The 19,950-nt window shown below is 70.4% G+C and carries 16 protein-coding genes; 12 read left to right on the top strand and 4 right to left on the bottom strand.

The features are described from left to right. The first annotated feature begins 4 nt into the window (after positions 1-4). Positions 5-1,084: an inositol-3-phosphate synthase gene (locus tag ACIA47_RS10585; RefSeq protein WP_124860420.1), complete on the top strand. Its 1,080-nt coding sequence runs from the start codon at positions 5-7 to the stop codon at positions 1,082-1,084. A gap of 181 nt (positions 1,085-1,265) precedes the next feature. On the opposite strand, the gene ACIA47_RS10580 is transcribed toward ACIA47_RS10585, so the two are convergent. Next, on the bottom strand, positions 1,266-1,745 hold the full coding sequence (locus tag ACIA47_RS10580; RefSeq protein WP_396707078.1) for a methylated-DNA--[protein]-cysteine S-methyltransferase: 480 nt from the start codon (positions 1,743-1,745) through the stop codon (positions 1,266-1,268). A 143-nt stretch (positions 1,746-1,888) separates the two neighbouring features. On the opposite strand from ACIA47_RS10580, the gene ACIA47_RS10575 reads away from it, so the two are divergent. Continuing rightward, complete coding sequence (locus ACIA47_RS10575) at positions 1,889-2,401, top strand: hypothetical protein (protein WP_396707076.1); 513 nt, start codon at positions 1,889-1,891, stop codon at positions 2,399-2,401. 28 nt (positions 2,402-2,429) lie between these two features. Further along, positions 2,430-3,953: a flotillin family protein gene (locus tag ACIA47_RS10570; protein WP_396707074.1), complete on the top strand. Its 1,524-nt coding sequence runs from the start codon at positions 2,430-2,432 to the stop codon at positions 3,951-3,953. A gap of 126 nt (positions 3,954-4,079) precedes the next feature. Here the strand turns inward: ACIA47_RS10570 and ACIA47_RS10565 are convergent, their stop codons facing one another. Together ACIA47_RS10565 and ACIA47_RS10560 are read right to left on the bottom strand one after the other, a co-directional pair. Beyond that, positions 4,080-6,182 carry a S8 family serine peptidase gene (locus tag ACIA47_RS10565; RefSeq protein WP_396707072.1) on the bottom strand — a complete coding sequence of 701 codons (2,103 nt, stop codon included), beginning with the start codon at positions 6,180-6,182 and terminating at the stop codon, positions 4,080-4,082. 273 nt (positions 6,183-6,455) lie between these two features. Then, entirely contained in the window at positions 6,456-7,916 is a 1,461-nt protein-coding gene (locus tag ACIA47_RS10560; RefSeq protein ID WP_396707070.1) for a CCA tRNA nucleotidyltransferase, read from the bottom strand. 126 nt (positions 7,917-8,042) lie between these two features. Between ACIA47_RS10560 and murJ the strand changes: the two genes are divergently transcribed. The 7 genes from murJ to ACIA47_RS10525 all read left to right on the top strand — a co-directional run bounded on the left by murJ (position 8,043) and on the right by ACIA47_RS10525 (position 16,420). After that, positions 8,043-9,794, top strand: coding sequence for a murein biosynthesis integral membrane protein MurJ (gene murJ, locus ACIA47_RS10555; RefSeq protein WP_396707068.1), 1,752 nt, complete (start codon positions 8,043-8,045; stop codon positions 9,792-9,794). 445 nt (positions 9,795-10,239) lie between these two features. After that, positions 10,240-11,847: a protein kinase family protein gene (locus ACIA47_RS10550; protein ID WP_203123220.1), complete on the top strand. Its 1,608-nt coding sequence runs from the start codon at positions 10,240-10,242 to the stop codon at positions 11,845-11,847. Positions 11,848-11,890: 43 nt separating this feature from the next. Beyond that, positions 11,891-12,607, top strand: coding sequence for an RNA polymerase sigma factor SigM (gene sigM, locus ACIA47_RS10545; protein ID WP_203123219.1), 717 nt, complete (start codon positions 11,891-11,893; stop codon positions 12,605-12,607). After that, positions 12,604-13,596 (top strand): hypothetical protein, encoded by a 993-nt coding sequence (locus tag ACIA47_RS10540; RefSeq protein ID WP_396707066.1) that lies wholly within the window; start codon positions 12,604-12,606, stop codon positions 13,594-13,596. Before sigM ends, ACIA47_RS10540 begins: the two co-directional genes overlap by 4 nt. Before the next feature lie 183 nt (positions 13,597-13,779). Further along, positions 13,780-14,730 (top strand): thioredoxin-disulfide reductase, encoded by a 951-nt coding sequence (trxB, locus tag ACIA47_RS10535; RefSeq protein WP_091396582.1) that lies wholly within the window; start codon positions 13,780-13,782, stop codon positions 14,728-14,730. A gap of 31 nt (positions 14,731-14,761) precedes the next feature. Continuing rightward, positions 14,762-15,085 (top strand): thioredoxin, encoded by a 324-nt coding sequence (trxA, locus tag ACIA47_RS10530; RefSeq protein WP_030331849.1) that lies wholly within the window; start codon positions 14,762-14,764, stop codon positions 15,083-15,085. Between the two features lie 171 nt (positions 15,086-15,256). Further along, complete coding sequence (locus tag ACIA47_RS10525) at positions 15,257-16,420, top strand: N-acetylmuramoyl-L-alanine amidase (RefSeq protein ID WP_396707063.1); 1,164 nt, start codon at positions 15,257-15,259, stop codon at positions 16,418-16,420. A gap of 14 nt (positions 16,421-16,434) precedes the next feature. Here ACIA47_RS10525 and ACIA47_RS10520 read toward each other — a convergent pair whose 3' ends face one another. Next, on the bottom strand, positions 16,435-17,100 hold the full coding sequence (locus ACIA47_RS10520; protein WP_091396576.1) for a GNAT family N-acetyltransferase: 666 nt from the start codon (positions 17,098-17,100) through the stop codon (positions 16,435-16,437). Between the two features lie 295 nt (positions 17,101-17,395). On the opposite strand from ACIA47_RS10520, the gene ACIA47_RS10515 reads away from it, so the two are divergent. Together ACIA47_RS10515 and ACIA47_RS10510 are read left to right on the top strand one after the other, a co-directional pair. After that, a complete protein-coding gene (locus ACIA47_RS10515; RefSeq protein ID WP_203122492.1) occupies positions 17,396-18,709 on the top strand; it encodes a PLP-dependent aminotransferase family protein in 1,314 nt (437 codons plus the stop codon). A 7-nt stretch (positions 18,710-18,716) separates the two neighbouring features. Next, positions 18,717-19,718, top strand: coding sequence for a D-alanine--D-alanine ligase (locus tag ACIA47_RS10510; RefSeq protein ID WP_396707061.1), 1,002 nt, complete (start codon positions 18,717-18,719; stop codon positions 19,716-19,718). Positions 19,719-19,950: the final 232 nt, after the last annotated feature.

Raw genomic sequence — 19,950 nt, 5'->3', positions numbered from 1 at the left:
CGCTATGGGCTCCGTCCGCGTCGCCATCGTCGGTGTGGGTAACTGCGCCTCGTCCCTGGTTCAGGGCGTCGAGTACTACCGGAACGCCAACCCGAACGACCGCGTCCCGGGTCTCATGCACGTCGCCTTCGGCGACTACCACGTCAACGCCGTGGAGTTCGTCGCGGCATTCGACGTGGACGCCAAGAAGGTGGGCATGGACCTCGCGGAGGCGATCGTCGCCAGCGAGAACAACACCATCAAGCTCTGCGACGTGCCGCCGACCGGCGTCAGCGTGCAGCGCGGTCCGACCTTCGACGGTCTGGGCCAGTACTACCGCGAGATCGTCGAGGAGTCGGACGCCACCCCGGTCGACGTGGCGCAGGCGCTGCGCGACGCGCAGGTCGACGTCGTCGTCTGCTACCTGCCGGTCGGCTCCGAGCAGGCCGCCAAGTTCTACGCCCAGGCCGCGATCGACGCCGGCTGCGCGTTCGTCAACGCCCTGCCGGTCTTCATCGCCTCCGACCCCGAGTGGGCCAAGAAGTTCGAGGACGCGGGCCTGCCGATCGTCGGTGACGACATCAAGAGCCAGGTCGGCGCCACCATCGTGCACCGTGCCCTCGCGAAGCTCTTCGAGGACCGCGGCGTCGAGCTGCTGCGCACGTACCAGCTCAACTTCGGCGGCAACATGGACTTCATGAACATGCTGGAGCGCAAGCGGCTGGTCTCGAAGAAGATCTCGAAGACCCAGTCGGTCACCTCGCAGATCCCGCACGAGATGAGCAAGAGCGACGTGCACATCGGCCCGTCGGACCACGTGCCGTGGCTGGACGACCGCAAGTGGGCGTACATCCGCCTGGAGGGCCGCTCGTTCGGTGACACCCCGCTCATGGCGGAGCTCAAGCTCGAGGTGTGGGACTCTCCGAACTCGGCCGGCGTCATCATCGACGCGGTCCGGGCCGCGAAGATCGCCCTGGACCGGAAGATCGGCGGCCCGATCCTGTCGGCCTCGTCGTACTTCATGAAGTCCCCGCCGGTGCAGTACGCCGACCACGACGCCCACCAGGCCGTCGAGGAGTTCATCGCCGGTGAGGTCACGCGCTGACGCGCTGAATCACCAAGCATGTGGAAGGGCCGGGTCCGTGCGGACCCGGCCCTTCCGCGTGGGTCGGGGTTCCGGGGTACGAGAGCTGTCCCGCTGGTCACCGCCACCGTTTTCGGGACCACGGGTGGCAGCGAGGCTATCGACAATCGAGATATGACCCGGACGTCCGCCGCGGGACGGGTCAGGACCAGGCGTGTCGCAGCGCGACACCGGCCTCCAGCTCCAACAACTTGACCTTGCGGGGCAGGCCCCCACCGAAGCCGACCAGCTTGCCGCCCGCGCCGACGATCCGGTGACAGGGCACGATCACCGGGACCGGGTTGCGGTTGCAGGCCACTCCCACCGCCCGTGCCGCTCCGGGATCGCCGACCAGGCGCGCCACCTCGCCATACGTCAGCGTCTCCCCGTACGGGATACGCGTCATCTCCCGCCACACGGCGCGCTCGAAGTCAGAGCCGCGCGGCGCCGACACCGGGACGGTGAACGCGGTCAGCTCACCGGCGAAGTACGCCCGCAGCTCGTCGACGGCCTGCCGGGACAGCGCGTCAACGGGCTCGTTGGTGGCCGCCTCGAGCCGGCCGAAATGGGCACCGCGGACGCTCGTGCCGTCGGTGGCGACGGAGAACTCACCGATCGGTGAGTCGAGCACGGCCCAGCGCATCCACCTATTCTCCCCGACGCGGACTCTCTTGCCGGCCCGGCCGCCGGCGTCGGGCTGAGCGCCACTCCCGACAAGCATCGGTAGATCATCTTCGGGCCCCGCCAGGCCATTCGGCGTTGCGCGGCGTCGATACCGTCAAGGTCGTGGCAACGGGGACGCTCATCTTTCTGATCATCGGCGGGGCGGGCATCGGTGTGCTCGCGCTCGCCCTGCTCGGCACCGAGCTGTTCCAGTTCGGGCACGCCGACGTGGACGGGCCGATCTCGATCGAGACAGTCGCCGGCTTCGCCGGGGCGTTCGGGTTCGGCGCGGCCATCGTCAACGAACTGCTCGGTGCGCGTACACCTGGCATGGTCGTCGGGGCGGTGGCCGGCGGCGTGCTCGCAGCCGCGCCCACCGCCTGGCTGGCGTCCCGGCTGAGTCGGGCGGCGCGGAACATGCGCACCGACCCCACCCCCACCCGCGACGACATGGTCGGCGCGCTCGGCCTGGTCGTCACCCCGGTGCCGGCCAACGGGTACGGCGAGGTCCGAATTCGCCTCGCCGGCCAACCGGTCAAGCTCAGCGCCCGCGCGGACCAGCCGATCCCGATCGGCGCCCAGGTCTTCGTCGTGCAGGCGCTCAGCGAGACCAGCGTGCACGTAGAAACCTACTGACCTCCCCCTCATAGACGGGACTCCTCATATGGCCCTACTCATCGCCATCGGCGGCGCGGTCCTCCTCGCGCTCATCCTGGTGCTCTTCGTGCTCTCCCGGATCAAGGTGGCCGGCCCGAACGAGGCGTTCATCGTCACCGGTCGCAAGGGCCGCACCACGCAGACCGCCGACGGTGGGCGGTCCACCGACAACTCCGGGCAGAAGGTCGTGCTGGGCGCCTCGGTCTTCGTGCTGCCGGTGGTGCAGAAGCTCCAGTCGCTCGACCTGTCCAGCCGACGGATCGACGTCGGCATCCGGGGCGCCGTCAGCAAGCAGGGCATCCGCGCCGACCTGCACGGCGTGGCGATCGTCAAGGTCGGGGGCACCGAGGACGCGATCCGGGCCGCCGCACAACGGTTCCTGCACCAGCAGGACGAAATCGACAACTTCACCCGGGAGGTGCTTGCCGGCGCGCTGCGCTCGATCGTCGGCCGGCTCACCGTCGAGGAGGTCATCCGGGACCGGGCGGCGTTCGCCAGCGCGGTCGCCGAGGAGGCCGAGCACTCGATGACCAACCAGGGTCTGGTGTTGGACACCTTCCAGCTCCAGGACATCCTCGCCGAAGGCTCCTACCTTCAGGACCTCGGCCGACCCGAGGCCGCCCGGGTGCTCAAGGACGCGGCGATCGCCGAGGCCCGGGCCCGGCAGCAGGCCGAGCAGGAGCGGCTGCTCGCCGAGGAGGCCATCGCCGAGGCGAACCGTAACCTGGCCCTCAAGCAGGCCGGCATCCAGGCCGAGATCGACGCGGCGAAGGCGAAGTCCGCGGCGGCCGGACCGCTCGCCCAGGCTGAGCGGGACCAGGCGATCCTCTCCGAACAGCAGAAGGTGGCCGAGCGCAACGCCGAACTCAAGCAGCGCCAACTCGACACCGAGGTTCGCAAGCCGGCCGACGCGGCCCGGTACAAGGTGGAGCAGGAGGCCGAGGCGTCCCGCAACGCGGCGGTGCTGCACGCCGACGCGCAGCGCCAGTCCGTCATCGCCGCCGCGCAGGCCTCCGCCGAGCAGGCCCGCCTCACCGGTGAGGGTGAGCGGGCCCGGCGGGCCGCGCTCGCCGAGGCCAACGCCATCGAGGGTGCCAAGGAGGGTGAGGCCGAGCAGCGGCGACGCTCCGCCATCGCCGAGGCGGTGGAGCGAGAGGGCCAGGCCGAGGCCGCGGCCATCCTCGCCAAGGGTGAGGCCGAGGCCGACGCGATGGCGCGCAAGGCCGAGGCGTTCGCCGCGTACGGAGAGGCGGCCGTACTGGACCTGCTGGTCAAGGTGCTGCCGCAGGTCGTCGAGGCGGCCAGCGCGCCGATCGGGGCGATCGACAAGATGACAGTCATCTCCACCGACGGCGCGTCGTCGCTCACCAAGTCGGTGGCCGGCAACGTGGCCCAGGGCCTCCAGCTCGGCAGTGATCTCACCGGGATCGACCTGCCCGGCCTGCTGGCACGGCTCGGTGCCGGACGCACCGACGCCACCGCGCCGGTCACCGGGGTCGACACTGTGGACGGCAGCACCGTCTCGCGCTGAGCGCGACGGACAGGCCGACAGTCAGGGCTCTGGCCGCACGGATTAGCCACTAATGGCCGGCGCCCGCCGGCACCGCCTCCCGAGGGAGGGGTGCCGGCGGGCGCCGGTGGTAATTCCGTGGTTGGTTCAGGCGAGGTTCATGACGAAGCGCTCGCCCGCCGAGAGGCCGAAGTCCGGGCTCCAGAAGTCGAAGTCCTTGTTCGGGATCAGCTGGCTGGTGCCGGCGCTGCCGGCACTGACCGCCTGCCCGTCGACGTTCGCGTAGATCCAGCCCGATCCGTCCGTGGCCCCGACACCGCGGTGCCAGAAGGTGAAGGCCTCCCAGGCATCGATCCCGGGGGCGGAGGCAACCATCGGCTTCGAGCCGGCACTGGTGGCCGAGACGAACTTGCCGTTGGCCAACGAACGCAGGCCGAAGTAGCCGTAGTAGTCCAGATCGAACAGCTCGAACTTCTCCCAGGTGCTCACCGTCGCGGCGATCGGGATCAACGGCTTGCTTCCGGCACCGTCAGCGGAGACGTACTTGCCACTGGCGGCCGATTTGAAGCTGACGATCAGGTTCGTCTCGAGGTCGAACTTCTCCCAGGTGCTGGCGTTCGCCGCGCTGGCAATCAGCGGACCACCGTTGCTGGGCGCACTGACGTACTTGTTGTTGACAGTGGCCTTCAGGCTCACCGTGCCGTCAGTCTGGTGAACCAGCTGGAACCTCTCCCAGGTGCTCACCGTCGCGGCAGTGGCGATCAGTGGCTTGCTGCCGGCACCGGTGGCGCTGACGTACTTACCGTTGACGTTCGCCCGCAGTGCGACCAGGCCGTTGCCGGCGTCGACGATGTCGAGCTTCTCCCAGCCGCCCAGCACCGGGCCGACGGCGGCCAGTGGCTTGCTGCCCGCACCGTCAGCCGAGACGAAATAGCCGTTGGAGCGCGCCAGCAGGCCGTGCGAGGTGCGCGCGGGAGAGAGGGCCGACGCGACGTTGAGCAGACGATCCACCCCGCCCTGCGGGTTAAGCACTGCGCCAGCGAGCCCTCGGGTCACGATCGTGTTGCGCACCTGCGACGGGGACCACGTCGGGTTCGACTGAAGCAGCAGCGCAGCGGCTCCGGCCACGTGCGGCGCCGCCATCGAGGTCCCGCTGAAGGCCACCGACCCGTTGGTGGTCCCGCTTGCCGCCGAGACGATGTCCACGCCCGGAGCCCAGACGTCGACACACGGGCCGTAGTTCGAATCGAAGTATTCGGTCGAGGCCCGACGGTCGATCCTGTCGGTGGCTCCGACGGTGATCGCCGCCGACACTTCGGCCGGGGTGTACGAGCAGGCATCGTCCGCTTCGTTGCCGGCGGCCACCGCGTAGGTGAGACCGGTGGCGATGGAGTTGCTGACCGCGTTGGAGATCGCCGGGTCCTCCGGCCCGCCGAGGCTCATGTTGACCACGGCAGGCTTCTGCGCGTTGGCGGTCACCCAGTCGATCCCGGCCAGGACCTCCTCGGTGGTGCCAGCACCGTCGCAGTCGAGGACCCGGACGGCAACCAGGTTGACGTTCTTGGCCACGCCGTACTTCGTGCCGCCGACGGTGCCCGCCACGTGCGTGCCGTGACCGTTGCAGTCCTGCGCCACATTGTCGCGGTCGATCGCGTCGTAGCCGTAGGAGGCACGGCCACCGAAGTCGCTGTGGTTGATGTCGATGCCGGTGTCGATGATGTACGCCTTCACCCCGGCACCGGTGGTGGGGTAGGTGTAGCTGCCACTCGGCTTGGGCGAAACCTGATCGATCCGGTCCAAGCCCCAGGAGGGGGGCGCGCTCTGCGTTCCGCTCTTGTGGAAGCGGACCACCGGCTCCACGGATGCGACATCCGGGTTGGCGGCCAGCCGGCCGGCCTGCTTCGCGCTCATGGCGGCGGAGTAGCCGTTGACGGCGCTGCTGTACAGCTGACGGACGCTGCCGCCGTTCTCCTTGGCCAGAGCCGAAGCGGCAGCCTTGATCTTGGCGGGGGTGGTCTTCTTGTCCTTGAGGACCACGATGTAGCGACCCGGCACGACCTCGGCGGGCTTGGCCTTGGCCACCCGGCCGTCCTGCTTGGGAGCGGTCAACTTGCTTGCGGGCTTCGGTGCCAACGGAGCGGTCGGTTCGGCCATGGCGGCCCCACCGGTCGCAGCGGTGACGATGAGGGTTGCGGAGGCGAGAGCAAGGCTCGCCACCGCCGAGCGGCGTATCACGCCACGGCGTTTCACTAGGTGATCTCCCCGTTTGGTCGTCGCCCGTCCAATCCGGACGGCCGGACGGGCGGTGGGGTCGGCGGCGGTGTGTCAGTGCACCGGTAGCCGACGGACGCCCAGCCATCATGGACGACGATGAAAGCGCTACACCTCAGCCATTCGGTCGATCCGCTGGCGTTTCGTCGTCGACCGGACAGCTGTGCATCGCCGTCGGCCACGTCCTGGGGTGACGGCTCCCGCCACCTCACCGCAGATCGCGTTACGTGACCAGCATCGAAGTTGAGCGCGTCAGCCGACGATGCCCTCGGCGCGGGCCCAGCGCAGCAGCTCCGCCTCGGCGGCGTCGCGATCCAGCGGGCCGTGCTCGAGGCGTTGCTCCTTGAGGTGCTTCCAGGCCCGTCCGACCACCGGCCCCGGCGGTACGCCGAGCAGCTCCATGATCGCGTTGCCGTCCAGGTCGGGTCGAACCCGCGCCAGGTCCTCCTCGGCCGCGATCCGGGCGATTCGATCCTCCAGCGCGTCGTAGTCGGCCGCGAGCTGGGCGGCCTTGCGCCGGTTGCGGGTCGTGCAGTCGGAGCGGGTCAGCTTGTGCAGTCGGGGCAGCAGGTCACCGGCGTCGGCGACGTAGCGGCGCACCGCCGAGTCGGTCCACTCGCCCCGTCCGTACCCGTAGAAGCGCAGGTGCAGCGCGACCAGCGCGGTCACCTGCGCGGTGACGTCCTTGGGGTAGCGCATCGCCTTCATCCGGGCCTTGGTCAGCCGGCCGCCGACCACCTCGTGGTGGTGGAAGCTGACCCGGCCGTCGGACCCGACCGCCTTCGTCGCCGGCTTGCCCACGTCGTGCAGGAGGGCGGCCATCCGCAGGATGAAGTCGCAGCCCTCCTCCTCGTAGGAGACCGCGTTCTCGACGACCGTCAACGTGTGCTCGTAGACGTCCTTGTGCTGGGCGTGCTCGTCGATCTCCAGCTTCAGGCCGGTCAGCTCCGGCAGGAACCGCTCGGCCAGCCCGGTGTCGACAAGCAGCCGCAGCCCGGTGATCGGGTCCGTGCCGCAGAGCAGCTTGGTGAACTCGTCGCGGATCCGCTCGGCGGTGATCCGGTCCAGGTCGGCGGCCATCTCGGTCATCGCCAGGTGCACGTCCGGGTGCACGGCGAAGCGCAGCTGGGCGGCGAACCGGGCGGCCCGCAGCATCCGCAGCGGGTCGTCGCCGAACGACTCACCCGGCGTGCTCGGGGTACGGATCACCTTGGCCGAGAGATCGTCCAGCCCACCATGCGGGTCGGTGAACCGGTGGTCCGGCAGGCTGACCGCCATCGCGTTGATCGTGAAGTCGCGCCGCTTCAGGTCCTCGTCGAGGCTGGTGCCGTACACCACCACCGGGTTGCGGCTGACCTGGTCGTACGACTCCGCACGGAAGGTGGTGATCTCCAGTCGGAGGCCGTCGCGCTGAGCGCCGATGGTGCCGAACTCCCGACCGGTCTCCCAGATCGACTCGGCCCAGCCCTTGATGATCCGCAGGGTCTCGTCGGGGTGCGCGTCGGTGCAGAAGTCGAGGTCATCCCCGAGTCGACCGAGCAGGGCATCCCGCACCGAACCGCCCACCAGGTGCAACTCGTGACCGGCGCGGACGAAGCGGCGGCCCAACTCGTCGGCGACCGGGGACACCCGGAGCAGTTCGGCGACGGCGTTGCGCTGCGCGGCGGTGAGTTCGCGGCGGTCGGCGGCGTGAGGAGCGGAGGCTTCGGACATGGGATCGCCAGCTTATCGGGCCGGGGTGTGATCCGATCCGCCGGGCGCGGGTAACGGGTGGGGGTTGACTATGGTCTGTGGCGTGCGGGTCGGTGTCCGACTCGACGTACCCCTGGGAGGCTGGAGATGAGCGGCGGGCTCTACCGCAGCGCCAACGCCGCGAACGATGGCAGCCCCGGCGCCCGTCCCGGGGACGGCGCCACCTTCATCTCCGCCGAGCCGCTGAACCAGCCGGCCATGGAGTCGACTGCGCCGCCGCAGGAGCAGGTGGGCGAGGCGAGCGCGGCGACCAACAGCGCGGTGATGGCGATCGGCAGCCTGGTCAGCCGGGGTACCGGCTTCCTGCGCACGTTGGCGTTGACCGCCGCGCTGGGTGGGGCGCTGGTGGGTGACGCGTACACCACCGCGCAGATCCTGCCCGGAATGGTCTACGAGTTCCTGCTCGGCGGCATCCTCACCAGCGTGTTGATCCCGGTACTGGTCCGTCGGCGCAGGGTCGACACCGACGGCGGACAGGCGTACGCCCAGCGGCTGCTGACCCTCGCGGTGCTGACCCTGGCGGGGGCGGCCCTGCTGGCCGTGCTGTCGGCCGGACTGCTGACCAAGCTCTACGCCGGCGAAAACACCGGCGAAGACTTCCGGGACCTGGTCAAGGCACTGTCGTACCTGATGTTGCCGATGATCTTCTTCACCGGTCTCAGTGCGCTGATCAGCGCGGTGCTCAACACCCGGGGGCACTTCGCCGCGCCGATGTGGGCACCGATCCTGAACAACATCGTGGTGATCGCCACCGCGGGCCTGTACATCGCGATCTTCGGCGCGAAGATCGTCAAGCCGGAGGACATGACCACCGGCCGGATTCTGCTGATCGGTGGCGGCACCCTGCTCGGCGTCGCGATCCAGGCCGCCGGCCTCCTACCGGCGTTGCGCAAGGTCGGCTTCCGGTGGAAGTTCCGGTTCGACTTCCGCACCCTCGGGCTACGGGAGCTGGGGCGTCTCGGCGGCTGGATGTTCTGCTACGTCGCGGTGAGCCAGGTCGGCCTGATCGTGCTGTTCAACCTGCTGAACCGGGCCGGCAAGGAGAACGCTGCCGGCCCGCTGATCTACAACAACGTGTTCCTGCTGCTGATGATGGCGCACGGCATCATCGCCGTATCGATCATCACTGCACTGATGCCCCGGATGAGCGCGGCCGCCGCCGACGGCCGGTACTCCGACGTCGCCGCCGACCTTTCCCGGGGCACGCGCACCGTCTCGGCGGTGCTCGCCCCAATCGCGGTCTGCTACGCGGTACTGGCGACTCCGCTGGCCGTGACGCTGTTCCGCTACGGCGCGTTCACCGACGAGAACGCGGCGGACACGTCGCTGGTGCTGCTCCTGGCGGCGCTGGCACTGGTGCCGTTCGCGATCAGCCAGCTCTTCACCTTCGCCTTCTACGCCCTGCCGGACACCCGCACCCCGGCCCTGATCAACATCCCGGTGGTCGCCCTGCGGATCGGCGTGCAGGTGGTGCTCTATGTCGCCTTCGCCGCCCACTTCGCTGCGGCCGGGATGATGATCGGCAACGCCGTGTCCTACCTGGCTGCCGCCTTCGCCTCCGCGTGGCTGCTGCGGCCCCGCGTAGGCCGGATCGGGATGGGCGCCATCCTGCGCACGCTCGGCCGAGTGGCGGTCGCCGCGTTGGGGGCCGCCCTTGTCGGCCTCCTCGTCGTGAGTCTTCTGCCCGGCGGCGACAGGCCAAGTTGGATCCAGGCAGTCGTACAGCTCGTGATCGGTGGCGTGGTGATCGGCGGGACCTACCTGGGTCTGGCCATGCTGCTGCGGATCGGGGAGATCACCGAGGTGGTCGGCATGGTTCGCCGCCGCCTCGGTCGCTGAACGACAGCGTCCGATTACAACAAGTTGACATTCGTACGGACCGTGACTACGGATCACCAGGCTGGGGATGTACCTGTGGATAACTCCGCGATTCGCCGGTCAACCACCGCTTCGGCCTGTGGATAACCAACCGTACGGCTGAGGGTGACAGCCCGATCGGTGGGAACGTACGAGGCAGCGCGAGCGCCACGCCAGCCCAGCCCCGGCGTCGGTCACTTGCGGTGAAGCCGTAGATTAGCTAGTACATGTGCCAGCAACGTGGCTGACAACGGTCGTAACCGGACGAGCTCTTCGACAGCCAGAACCCCGCCAGGTACGGCGGGAAGATGACATGTCGGAGAGACGGGCAACCCGGGTAAGGTCGCTCTCGACGGGTACGGCAGGGGCCGACGCTGGGCGTCGACACCGGTCGGCCGGTTCCTTCAACGGCAGAGCGGGAAGCCACATGCCCAGCAGTTCGGGTTCATCGATCGACACGATCACCGAGGGAGGACGGGTGACCCAGGTCGGCGAGGGTCAGGAGGCGGACGAAAGCGCTCCTCCGGTCATGACCTTCGGTGCTCCCACGGCCGGTGAAGTCCTCGCCGAGCGGTACGAACTGGTTGAGCACATCAACAACGACAGTGCGGGTCGGCTGGTCTGGCGCGGGGTCGATGTCATCCTGCGCCGTCCCGTTGCCGTGGTGCTGCGTTACCCGGGTGGCGACTCCGCCACCGAGATGCTTCAGGCCGCCGTCGCGGCCAGCCGGGTCATCCACCCCAACCTGGTCGGCGTCTACGACGCGATCGACGAGGCCGACCGGGCGTACGTGGTGCGCGAGTGGGTCGACGGGCAGTCCCTACGGGACCTGGCGACCGACGGCCCCCTGGACCCGGCTCGGGCCACCGCGATCGGCAACGCCGTCGCGAGCGCGCTCGCCGCGGTGCACGCCACCGGCATGGTGCACGGCAACGTCCACCCCGGCACGGTCATGATCAGTGATGAGGGCCGGGTGGTCCTGGCCGACGCCCGCACCGACGGCGCCGACAGCCAGGAGAACGACATCCGTGCAGTCGGCGGGGTCCTCTACTTCGCGCTGACCGGCTCCTGGCCACACGCCGAGGCACCACTGCACGGGGCCACCGCCGGCCACGGCCGCGCCGCCATCCCGGACGCTGTTCGGGACGCCGGGGGTGCCATCGCGGCACCGCGCCAGGTTCGGGCGGGCGTTCCGGCGTACCTGGACGACCTGACCATGGACCTGCTCGACGCCGAGATCGCGCCGCCGTCCTCCGACGTGCTCGCCGCGGAACTGGCGCGACTGGACGTGCCGGCCGAGGATGAGCACTACCTCGACAACAGCGGGCCGCTGCGGTTCGCCGCCGAAACCGGGGAAGAGCCGTCGCCGCTGGCCGCGGCCGGGGGTCGCAAGGTCGCCGTCGGCATCGCTGGTCTGCTGGCCGTCGCCCTGGTCGGTCTGCTGATCGGGATCATCGCGTTGGGCGGCGACGACGAGGACCCGCAGTCCAATCCGATCGCCGCGCCGACCTCCAGTGCGCCGGCCGGCGACGCCACCCCGGCCGCCGCGACGGCCCGCAAGCTGACAGTGAAGGACGTCCGGATCATCGACCCGGACAGCAAGGACCGCAGTGAGGTCGACGGCGCCCAGAAGGTCATCGACGGTGACGAGGACAAGGGCTGGGAGACCGAGACCTACCGGGACCGGCCCAACTTCGGCAACCTGAAGAAGGGCATGGGCGTCTGGATCGACCTCGGCCAGCCGCACACCGTCAAGTCGGTGCAGGCAGTGCTGTCGGCCACCAACGCGTCCGCCCAGCTGTTCGCCGGCACCACCAACCCGCCGTCCAGCTCCAGCGGTGACAAGCAGTTGGTCGCGAGCTACAAGACCGCCATCGGCCAGCCGTTCGAGGACCACGACGGCACCACAATGACCTTCAACGGCTTCGACGCCGACCAGAAATACCAGTACCTGCTGTTCTGGATCACCGAGTTGGCTCCGGCCGAGGGTGGGTTCAAGCTGGGGGTGCAGGAGATTACGGTCCAGGGGTCGTGAGCTGGGCACCACGATCCGGGCGTCGCACGCACTGGACGCGGTGATGGACGAGCGCGCCGCCACAAGAGACCTGGAGCTGCTGCGCGCGCACGTCGCCGGAGACCGGGACGCCTTCACCGAACTGTTCCACCGGCACCGGGACCGGTTGTGGGCGGTGGCCCTGCGGACGCTCGGCGACCGCGAGGAGGCAGCCGACGCACTCCAGGACGCCCTGCTGTCGGCGCATCGGGCGGCGGCCCGCTTCCGCGGCGACTCCGCCGTCACCACCTGGCTGCACCGGATCGTGGTCAACGCCTGCCTGGATCGAATCCGACGCCGGCAGGCGCACCCCACCGTGCCGCTGCCGGACGGCAACCGGGCCGACGACGGATCGGGCACCGGCGGGCCTGAACCGGCGGCACCGGTAGTGGACCACGACACCGCGCTGGTGGTCCGCGAGGCGCTCGCCGCGCTGCCCCTTGAGCAACGCGCCGCGCTGGTGCTGGTCGACGTACAGGGCTATCCGGTCGCCGAGGTCGCCCGCATCCTCGGCGTCGCCGAGGGCACGGTGAAGAGCCGGTGTGCCCGGGGCCGGGCGCGGCTGGCTGTGCTGCTCGGGCATCTGCGCCCCGCCGCCGTCGCGACGCCTTCGGCCCGACCGGACCCCACCGCCCCGATCACGGGCGTGCCCGGCGTCACGCCGGGGAACCCCGGCCCGGTGGAGGGCGTCGGATCGGGGTCAGGTCGATACCGGCGGGACGCCAACCAGGAGGACACGTGACGACCGAGGGGTTCCGGGAGGTCGACGTCGACCTCCTCGCTGACTACCTCGGCGGGGCGTTGGACGGCACTCCGCAGCAGGACGAGGTCGCCCACCTGGTCGCCGCGGACCCTTCCTGGGCCGAGGCGTACGCGCTGCTGGCCCCCGCCTTGACCGAGGTTCGGACGGACCTGACCCGCTGGGCCGAGCCGTCCCCGGAGATGCCGTCGGCGATCACCGACCGCCTCCTGGCCGCGTTGGCCTCCGCGGAGCCGACCGACACCTCGACCGAGGAGGCACCCGCCGACGCCGCGACGCCGTTGGTCGTACCGGCGCAGGGCGGGGCCGGTCGCCGGCCTCCCATGCCCACGCCCGGCGGGTCGGGGCGCCAGGCGTCCACCGGTCCGGGCCGCCGCCAGCGCGGCTGGGCCCGCCGTGGCGCACCCGTGGCCGCCGCCGCGATCGCCGTCATCGCCGTCGCGCTGGGCCTCAACCAGCTCTCGATGCGGGCGTCGGACGACTCCGGTCCCACAAACGCCATGAACCAGCCGGCCAGCGCGCCGGAGGGCGTCGCGGGGGCCGGGACGGCCCGCACCACAGGGCCGGCACTGCGCAGTGGTACGAACTACACCCCGCAGACCCTCGGCAACGCCTACGGCACTGCCGCGCCAAGCACACCGGCTGCCAGCCGGGCGACCGGCAACACCCCGGGCGAGCAGCCGGAGGTGGATGCCGAGGGCGGGCGCCGTCCCTCTCCCGACGGGTCGGACCAGCTGGCCCGGCTGACCGACGAGGCCGCACTGACCAGCTGTCTGGCCAGCGTCGCGACGGAGCACGGATCTGCCCCACTGGTGGTCGAGGTGATCGACTACGCGCGGTTCCAGGGCGATCAGGCGCTGGTCATCCACTTCACCGACGCGACCGGCGCCCGGTGGGCCTGGGTGAGTGGCCCGGAGTGCGGAGTGCCTGGGTCCGGCTCGGACAGCCGGTATTCGGCGCGGGTAGAGTGAATCCACGGTCAATGGCACGATGGTTCCCCACGTGACCTGACCCACCGGATGCCCGGCTCGGGAATCCCCGGTTCGTACGATGACGTTCTGGAAGTCAGCTGCCGGCCCCACCCAGGCGTCGGCGACTCGGATCAGCATCGGTGCTCGCGCCGACGCCGAACACACACAACTCGGGAGACGGCAGTGGACGAGGTCCGCAACCTGATCATCATCGGCTCCGGGCCGGCCGGCTACACAGCAGCGGTCTACGCCGCACGTGCCAACCTGAAGCCGCTGATCATTGAGGGCGTGCAGTCCGGTGGCGCGCTGATGACCACGACCGAGGTGGAAAACTTCCCCGGCTTCGCTGACGGCATCCTCGGCCCCGAGCTGATGGACAACATGCGCAAGCAGGCCGAGCGGTTCGGCGCCGAGTTCCTCACCGACGACGTGACCCGGGTCGAGCTGGTGGACACTGGCGACGCCGGCTCCGGCGCGGTGAGCACCGTCTGGGTTGGCGAGACCGCCTACCGGGCGCGATCCATCATTCTCTCCACCGGTTCGGCCTGGCGTCCGCTGGGCGTGCCCGGTGAGCAGGAGTTCCTGGGCCACGGCGTCTCCGCGTGTGCCACCTGTGACGGCTTCTTCTTCCGCAACCAGCAGATCGTGGTCGTCGGCGGCGGCGACTCGGCGATGGAGGAGGCCACCTTCCTCACCCGCTTCGCGGAGTCGGTGACCATCATCCACCGCCGCGACTCGTTCCGGGCCAGCAAGATCATGGCCGACCGGGCGCTGAGCAACGAGAAGATCAAGGTCGAGTGGAACAGCACCGTCGAGGAGATCCTCGGCGAGGACGGCAAGGTCACCGGTGTTCGCGTCCGCAACGTGCACACCGGCGAGACCAAGGTGATGGACGTGACCGGCGTCTTCGTCGCCATCGGTCACGACCCTCGCAGCGAGCTGTTCCAGGGCCAGGTCGAGCTGGACGACGAGGGCTACGTGAAGGTCCACGCCCCGAGCACCCGCACCAACGTGCCCGGTGTCTTCGCCGCCGGCGACGTGGTCGACCACACCTACCGTCAGGCGATCACCGCGGCCGGCACCGGTTGTGCCGCCGCGCTCGACGCCGAGCGGTTCATCGCGACGCTCAGCTGAAACAAGGAACACATCCCGGAGGAGGGGCATAGTGGGAACAACCAAGGCGGTCACCGACAAGAGCTTCGTCGCTGACGTGCTGCAGGCCGACAAGCCGGTGCTGGTGGACTTCTGGGCGGAGTGGTGCGGGCCGTGCCGCAAGGTGTCGCCGCTGCTCGAGGAGATCGCCCGGGAGATGGGTGACCAGGTCACCATCGTCAAGCTCAACATCGACGAGAACCCGGAGACCGCTCGGGCCTACCGGGTGATGTCGGTGCCGACGCTCACCGTCTTCAAGAACGGCCAGCCGGTGCAGTCGATCGCCGGTGCCAAGCCGAAGGGCGAGCTGGTCCGGCTCATCGAATCGGCCCTCTGACCAGCAGAAACGTCAACCGAACCCCGTACCCGCTCGCCGGGTGCGGGGTTCGGCGTCTTCTCGGCCGCACCGCCGACGTATTTCTCGGCCCCAGCCACCTCGCCGCCCCGGAACGCATAGCCTCAAGCCTGGGCCGCCCGGCCAGCCAGCGTCGTGCAGAGGGGGTCGTGCGTGCGTCCGATCCGACCCGGTGACCGGGGACCCGCGGTCACGGAGATCCGTACCATCCTGACCGGCCTCGAGCTACTGGCCGCCGCCGGCCCGCACACCGACGAGTTCGACCTCGACACCGAGCGGGCGGTGCGCGCGTTCCAGCAGTCGCGGGGGCTCAGTGTGGACGGCCGGGTCGGCGCGGAGACCTGGCGCGCCCTGGATGCCGCCCGCTGGCGGCTCGGCGCCCGCACCCTTTACCACGCGGTCCCCGAGCCACTCACCGGCGAGGATGTCCGGTCGCTACAGGAGCGACTGCTGGAGATGGGGTACGACGTGGGCCGCGCGGACGCCATCTACGGCGTCCGGACATCGCGGGCGGTGGCCCAGTTCCAGCGTGAGGTCGGGCTCACCCCGGACGGCTCCTGCGGCCCACACACCATGAACGCGCTCCGCCGGATCGGCCGCAAGGTGGTCGGCGGCCGCCCGCAGTGGCTCCGCGAATCCGACGCGATCCGGCAGTCCGGGCCGGCGTTGGTCGGCAAGACGGTCGTCATCGACCCGGGGCACGGCGGCACCGACCCCGGGATGGTGGTGCCCGACGGCTCGCTCCGCTGGACCGAGGCGGACCTGGTGCACGACCTGGCCAGCCGACTGGAGGGGCGACTCGCCGCCTCCGGGGTGCGGGTGCAGCTCACCCGGGGCCCGTCGCCCGACAGTTGCCTGCCGGACACCGACCGGGCCCTGCTCGCCAACTCGCTCGGCGCCGACGTGTTCATCTCGCTGCACCTGGACGGCCACGCCAACCCGGATGCGGAGGGCGTCGCGACCTACCACTACGGCACCGACAACGGGGTCACCTCGGCGACCGGTGAACGCCTGGCCGGGCTGGTGCAGCGGGAGATCGTCGCCCGCACCGGGCTGCGGGACTGCCGTACGCACGCCAAGACGTGGGAGTTGCTGCGACTGACGCGGATGCCCGCCGTCCGGGTCGAGGTCGGCTACCTCACCTCGCCGACGGACCGCGCCCACCTTGTCGACCCCCGGTTCCGGGACCGGGTGGTGGACGCGATCGTGGCCGCGGTGCAGCGGATGTACTACCCGATCGAACGAGACGTCCCGACCGGATCGCTCGACGTCAGCGAACTGCGTGCCGTGGTGACGGCCGGCACGGTGGTGGACTGATTCGGCGCCCGGCGTCAGCCGTTGGTGGAGCGGGTGGCCGGGGCCGGACGGACCGGCCGGAGCAGGGTCTCCGGGCTCATCGACCCGAGCAGCTTCTCCAGCGCGTACTCGACGTCGGACTTCCAGCTCAGCGCCGTACGCAGCTCAAGACGCAACCGAGGGAAGCGCGGATGCGGACGCACGGTCTTGAAGCCCACGGAGAGGAAGAAATCGACCGGGGCGACGCAACCGCCGGCGGGGTCGTCGGCGTCGCCGAACTTGGCGTCGCCGAACGCCTCGATCGCCTTGATCCCACGCTTGGTCAGATCCCGGGCGACACCCTGCACCAGCATCCGGCCCAACCCGCCACCGGAGAACGCGGCCACCACGTTGGCCGTCATCAGCAGTGCCGCGTCCGCGGAGACCGGTGAGGTCGGGAACGCCATCGAACGGGGCACGTAGGCGGGCGGGGCGTACATCACGAAGCCGGCCGGCATGCCGTCGACATACGCGAGTTTGCCGCAGGAACCCCACTCCAGCAGCGTCTGGGAGACCCACGCCTCCTTCTCCAGGCCCGGATCGCCAGCGGCGCAGGCCCGGTCCGCGGAGACCGGATCGAGCTCCCAGTAGACGCACTGCCGGCACGGGCGCGGGAGGTCTTCCAACGTGTCGAGGGTCAGGCTGACCAGACGTCGCGACATATGGCGCATCCCCACAATAGGCTCGGTGGTGAGACCGGCATGGAACGACAGCGCCGCCTTCCTGCCCCCGACGAGCGATCGTACGCCGCCGATCGGCGATACGGGAGGGGACGCGCAGATACCCACCCCAGTGGGGGACGCCGGGGACGGTCCGCCATGTGGTCGATCTGCCTCGGCACGGCGGTAGCACGACTCTGGCGGACTAGGATCGACAATCGGTGTGTCCGCCGCCATGGTCAGCGGTGTGCGGGGTACCCGGGGCGGGAGCCACTCGAGCAGCGATCGAGGTGAGGTCATGACCGGCACGACACTCGACGACTACACCGACCGGTACGCCCGGCGGGTACGCGGGATGACCGCCTCCGAGATCCGAGCATTGTTCGCGGTGGCCAGTCGTCCGGAGGTCGTCTCGCTCGCCGGTGGCGCACCGTACATCGCTGCCCTTCCGCTGGACGCGGTCGGCGAGATGCTTGGCCGGCTCGGTTCCGAGCACGGCGTGACCACTCTTCAGTACGGCATTGGTCAGGGCACCCTCGAGCTGCGCGAGCGGATCTGCGAGGTGATGTCGCTCTCCGGGATCGACGCCGCGTGCGGCGCCTCCCCGGAGGACGTCGTGGTCACCGTGGGCGGGCAGCAGGCACTGGACCTGGTGGCCCGGCTCTTCCTCGACCCCGGTGACGTGGTGCTCGCCGAGGGGCCGACGTACGTCGGTGCGCTAGGCGTGTTTCAGGCCGCCCAGGCGCAGGTCGTCCACGTACCGATGGATGCGGACGGGCTGATCCCGGAGGCGCTGGAGACGACCATCGCCGACCTGGCCCGCGCGGGCCAGCGGGTCAAGTTCCTCTACACGATCCCCACCTACCAGAACCCGACCGGCGTGACGCTCAGCGAGGAGCGCCGGGAACGGGTGCTCGACATCTGCGAGCGCGCCGGCCTGCTCGTCGTCGAGGACGACCCGTACGGCCAACTGGGGTTCGAGGGTGAGGCGCCGGCCCCCCTGCGGGCCCGCCGCCGCGACGGCGTCTTCTACCTCAGCACCTTCTCCAAGACCTTCGCCCCCGGGCTGCGGGTCGGCTGGATCCTGGCGCCGCACGCGGTCCGCGACAAACTGGTCATCGCCAGCGAGGCGCAGATCCTCTGCCCCAGCGGTTTCGCCCAGGCCGCGGTGGCCACCTACCTGAGCACGATGCCCTGGCGGCAGCAGCTCAAGGTCTATCGCGAGGTCTACCGGGAACGCCGTGACGCCCTGCTCGACGCGATGGCCGACCTGATGCCCGAGGGCACCAGCTGGACCACCCCGGCCGGCGGTCTCTTCGTGTGGGCCAGCCTGCCCGACGGGCTCGACTCGAAGGCCATGATGCCGCGAGCGGTCGCCGCCCGGGTCGCCTACGTTCCCGGCACCGGCTTCTACGCCGACGGCACCGGCACCGACGCCATGCGGCTCAACTTCAGCTTCCCGCCGCCGGAGCGGATCCGCGAGGGCGTCCGCCGGCTGGCCGGTGTGATGGAGCAGGAAATCGCGATGCGCCGGGTCTTCGGTGCCGTGGGTGGTGCCGCCGGCCGACGCGGCCGGGCCGGCTCCGACGTGCCCGGGCCAGACTTGGCATGATGCCGGCATGGGTACGACCGCCGAGCACCTCCTCGTGACCGATTCCGCCATCTCGGCCGACCTGCGCGTCGTGGTGCTCGCCGGTGGGCTCTCCTACGAACGGGACGTGTCGCTGCGCTCCGGTCGTCGGGTGCTCGACGCGCTGCGCGCCGTCGGGGTGGAGGCCGAACTGCGAGACGCGGACGTGGCGCTGCTACCGGCACTCGCGGCCGACCCGCCGGACGCGGTGGTGATCGCACTGCACGGGGCGACCGGCGAGGACGGCTCACTGCGCGGGGTGCTGGATCTGTGCAACGTCCCGTACGTCGGCTGCGACGCTCGGGCCTCCCGGGTCGCCTGGGACAAGCCCTCGGCCAAGGCGGTGCTCCGCGAGGCCGGCATCCCCACCCCCGACTGGGTGGCGCTCCCGCACGATCGTTTCTCCGAGCTCGGCGCGGTCGCCGTCCTGGACCGGATCGTCGACCGTCTGGGCGTGCCCCTGATGGTGAAGCCGGCGCAGGGCGGGTCCGGGCTGGGCGGGGCGGTGGTCCGGGACGCCGCCGCGCTGCCCGCCGCGATGGTCGGCTGCTTCGCGTACTACTCCACGGCGCTCGTCGAGCGGTACGTGCCGGGGATGGATGTGGCAGTCTCCGTCGTCGACCTCGGCGACGGCCCGCAGGCACTGCCGCCGGTGGAGATCGTGCCGCGCAACGGCGTGTACGACTACGCCGCCCGCTACACCGCGGGGCGGACCACCTGGCACGCCCCGGCGCGGCTGGACCCGGAGGTTGCCGCCACGGTCGCTGACGTGGCCCTCGCCGCGCACACCGCGCTCGGTCTACGGGATCTCTCCCGCGTGGACGTGATCGTGGACGCAGCCGGTCAGCCGCACGTGCTGGAGGTCAACGTCTCGCCAGGGATGACGGAGACGTCACTGCTTCCGCTCGCCGTGCAGGCGGCCGGGCTGGACTTCGGCCGACTCCTCGGCACCCTGGTCGCCCGAGCAGCCGCCCGCCTCACCAAGCACTGACCTACCCGCCAACCCGTTCGGCCCAGCGGACCACCCGCCGGACGACCATGAGGTTGGCCTGTCCGGGTCAACCTCATGGTCGGTTCCCGATCAGTGGGTCGCGCGTACGTCGGGTGTGTCGCTGCCGTTGGTGCGCGCGGCCGTGCCCGCAATGCCGGCGCCCTTCTCGGGGGCGGTCCTGCTGACGGCCTCTCCGGAGGCACCCCCGGAGACCAGGTCGGACGCGGCCGGG

This window comes from Micromonospora sp. NPDC051227 (genome assembly GCF_044455385.1).
GTDB lineage: Bacteria > Actinomycetota > Actinomycetes > Mycobacteriales > Micromonosporaceae > Micromonospora.
This window is presented reverse-complemented; position numbering and strand designations above follow the sequence as displayed.

Bases quoted from the DNA above. Each gene is read 5' to 3' on its own strand.
- ACIA47_RS10520 (WP_091396576.1), bottom strand. From the start codon at position 17,100: ATGTCGCGACGTCTGGTCAGCCTGACCCTCGACACGTTGGAAGACCTC.
- ACIA47_RS10515 (WP_203122492.1), top strand. From the start codon at position 17,396: ATGACCGGCACGACACTCGACGACTACACCGACCGGTACGCCCGGCGG.
- ACIA47_RS10550 (WP_203123220.1), top strand. From the start codon at position 10,240: ATGCCCAGCAGTTCGGGTTCATCGATCGACACGATCACCGAGGGAGGA.
- ACIA47_RS10585 (WP_124860420.1), top strand. From the start codon at position 5: ATGGGCTCCGTCCGCGTCGCCATCGTCGGTGTGGGTAACTGCGCCTCG.
- ACIA47_RS10580 (WP_396707078.1), bottom strand. From the start codon at position 1,745: ATGCGCTGGGCCGTGCTCGACTCACCGATCGGTGAGTTCTCCGTCGCC.
- ACIA47_RS10560 (WP_396707070.1), bottom strand. From the start codon at position 7,916: ATGTCCGAAGCCTCCGCTCCTCACGCCGCCGACCGCCGCGAACTCACC.
- ACIA47_RS10510 (WP_396707061.1), top strand. From the start codon at position 18,717: ATGGGTACGACCGCCGAGCACCTCCTCGTGACCGATTCCGCCATCTCG.
- ACIA47_RS10570 (WP_396707074.1), top strand. From the start codon at position 2,430: ATGGCCCTACTCATCGCCATCGGCGGCGCGGTCCTCCTCGCGCTCATC.
- sigM (WP_203123219.1), top strand. From the start codon at position 11,891: ATGGACGAGCGCGCCGCCACAAGAGACCTGGAGCTGCTGCGCGCGCAC.
- murJ (WP_396707068.1), top strand. From the start codon at position 8,043: ATGAGCGGCGGGCTCTACCGCAGCGCCAACGCCGCGAACGATGGCAGC.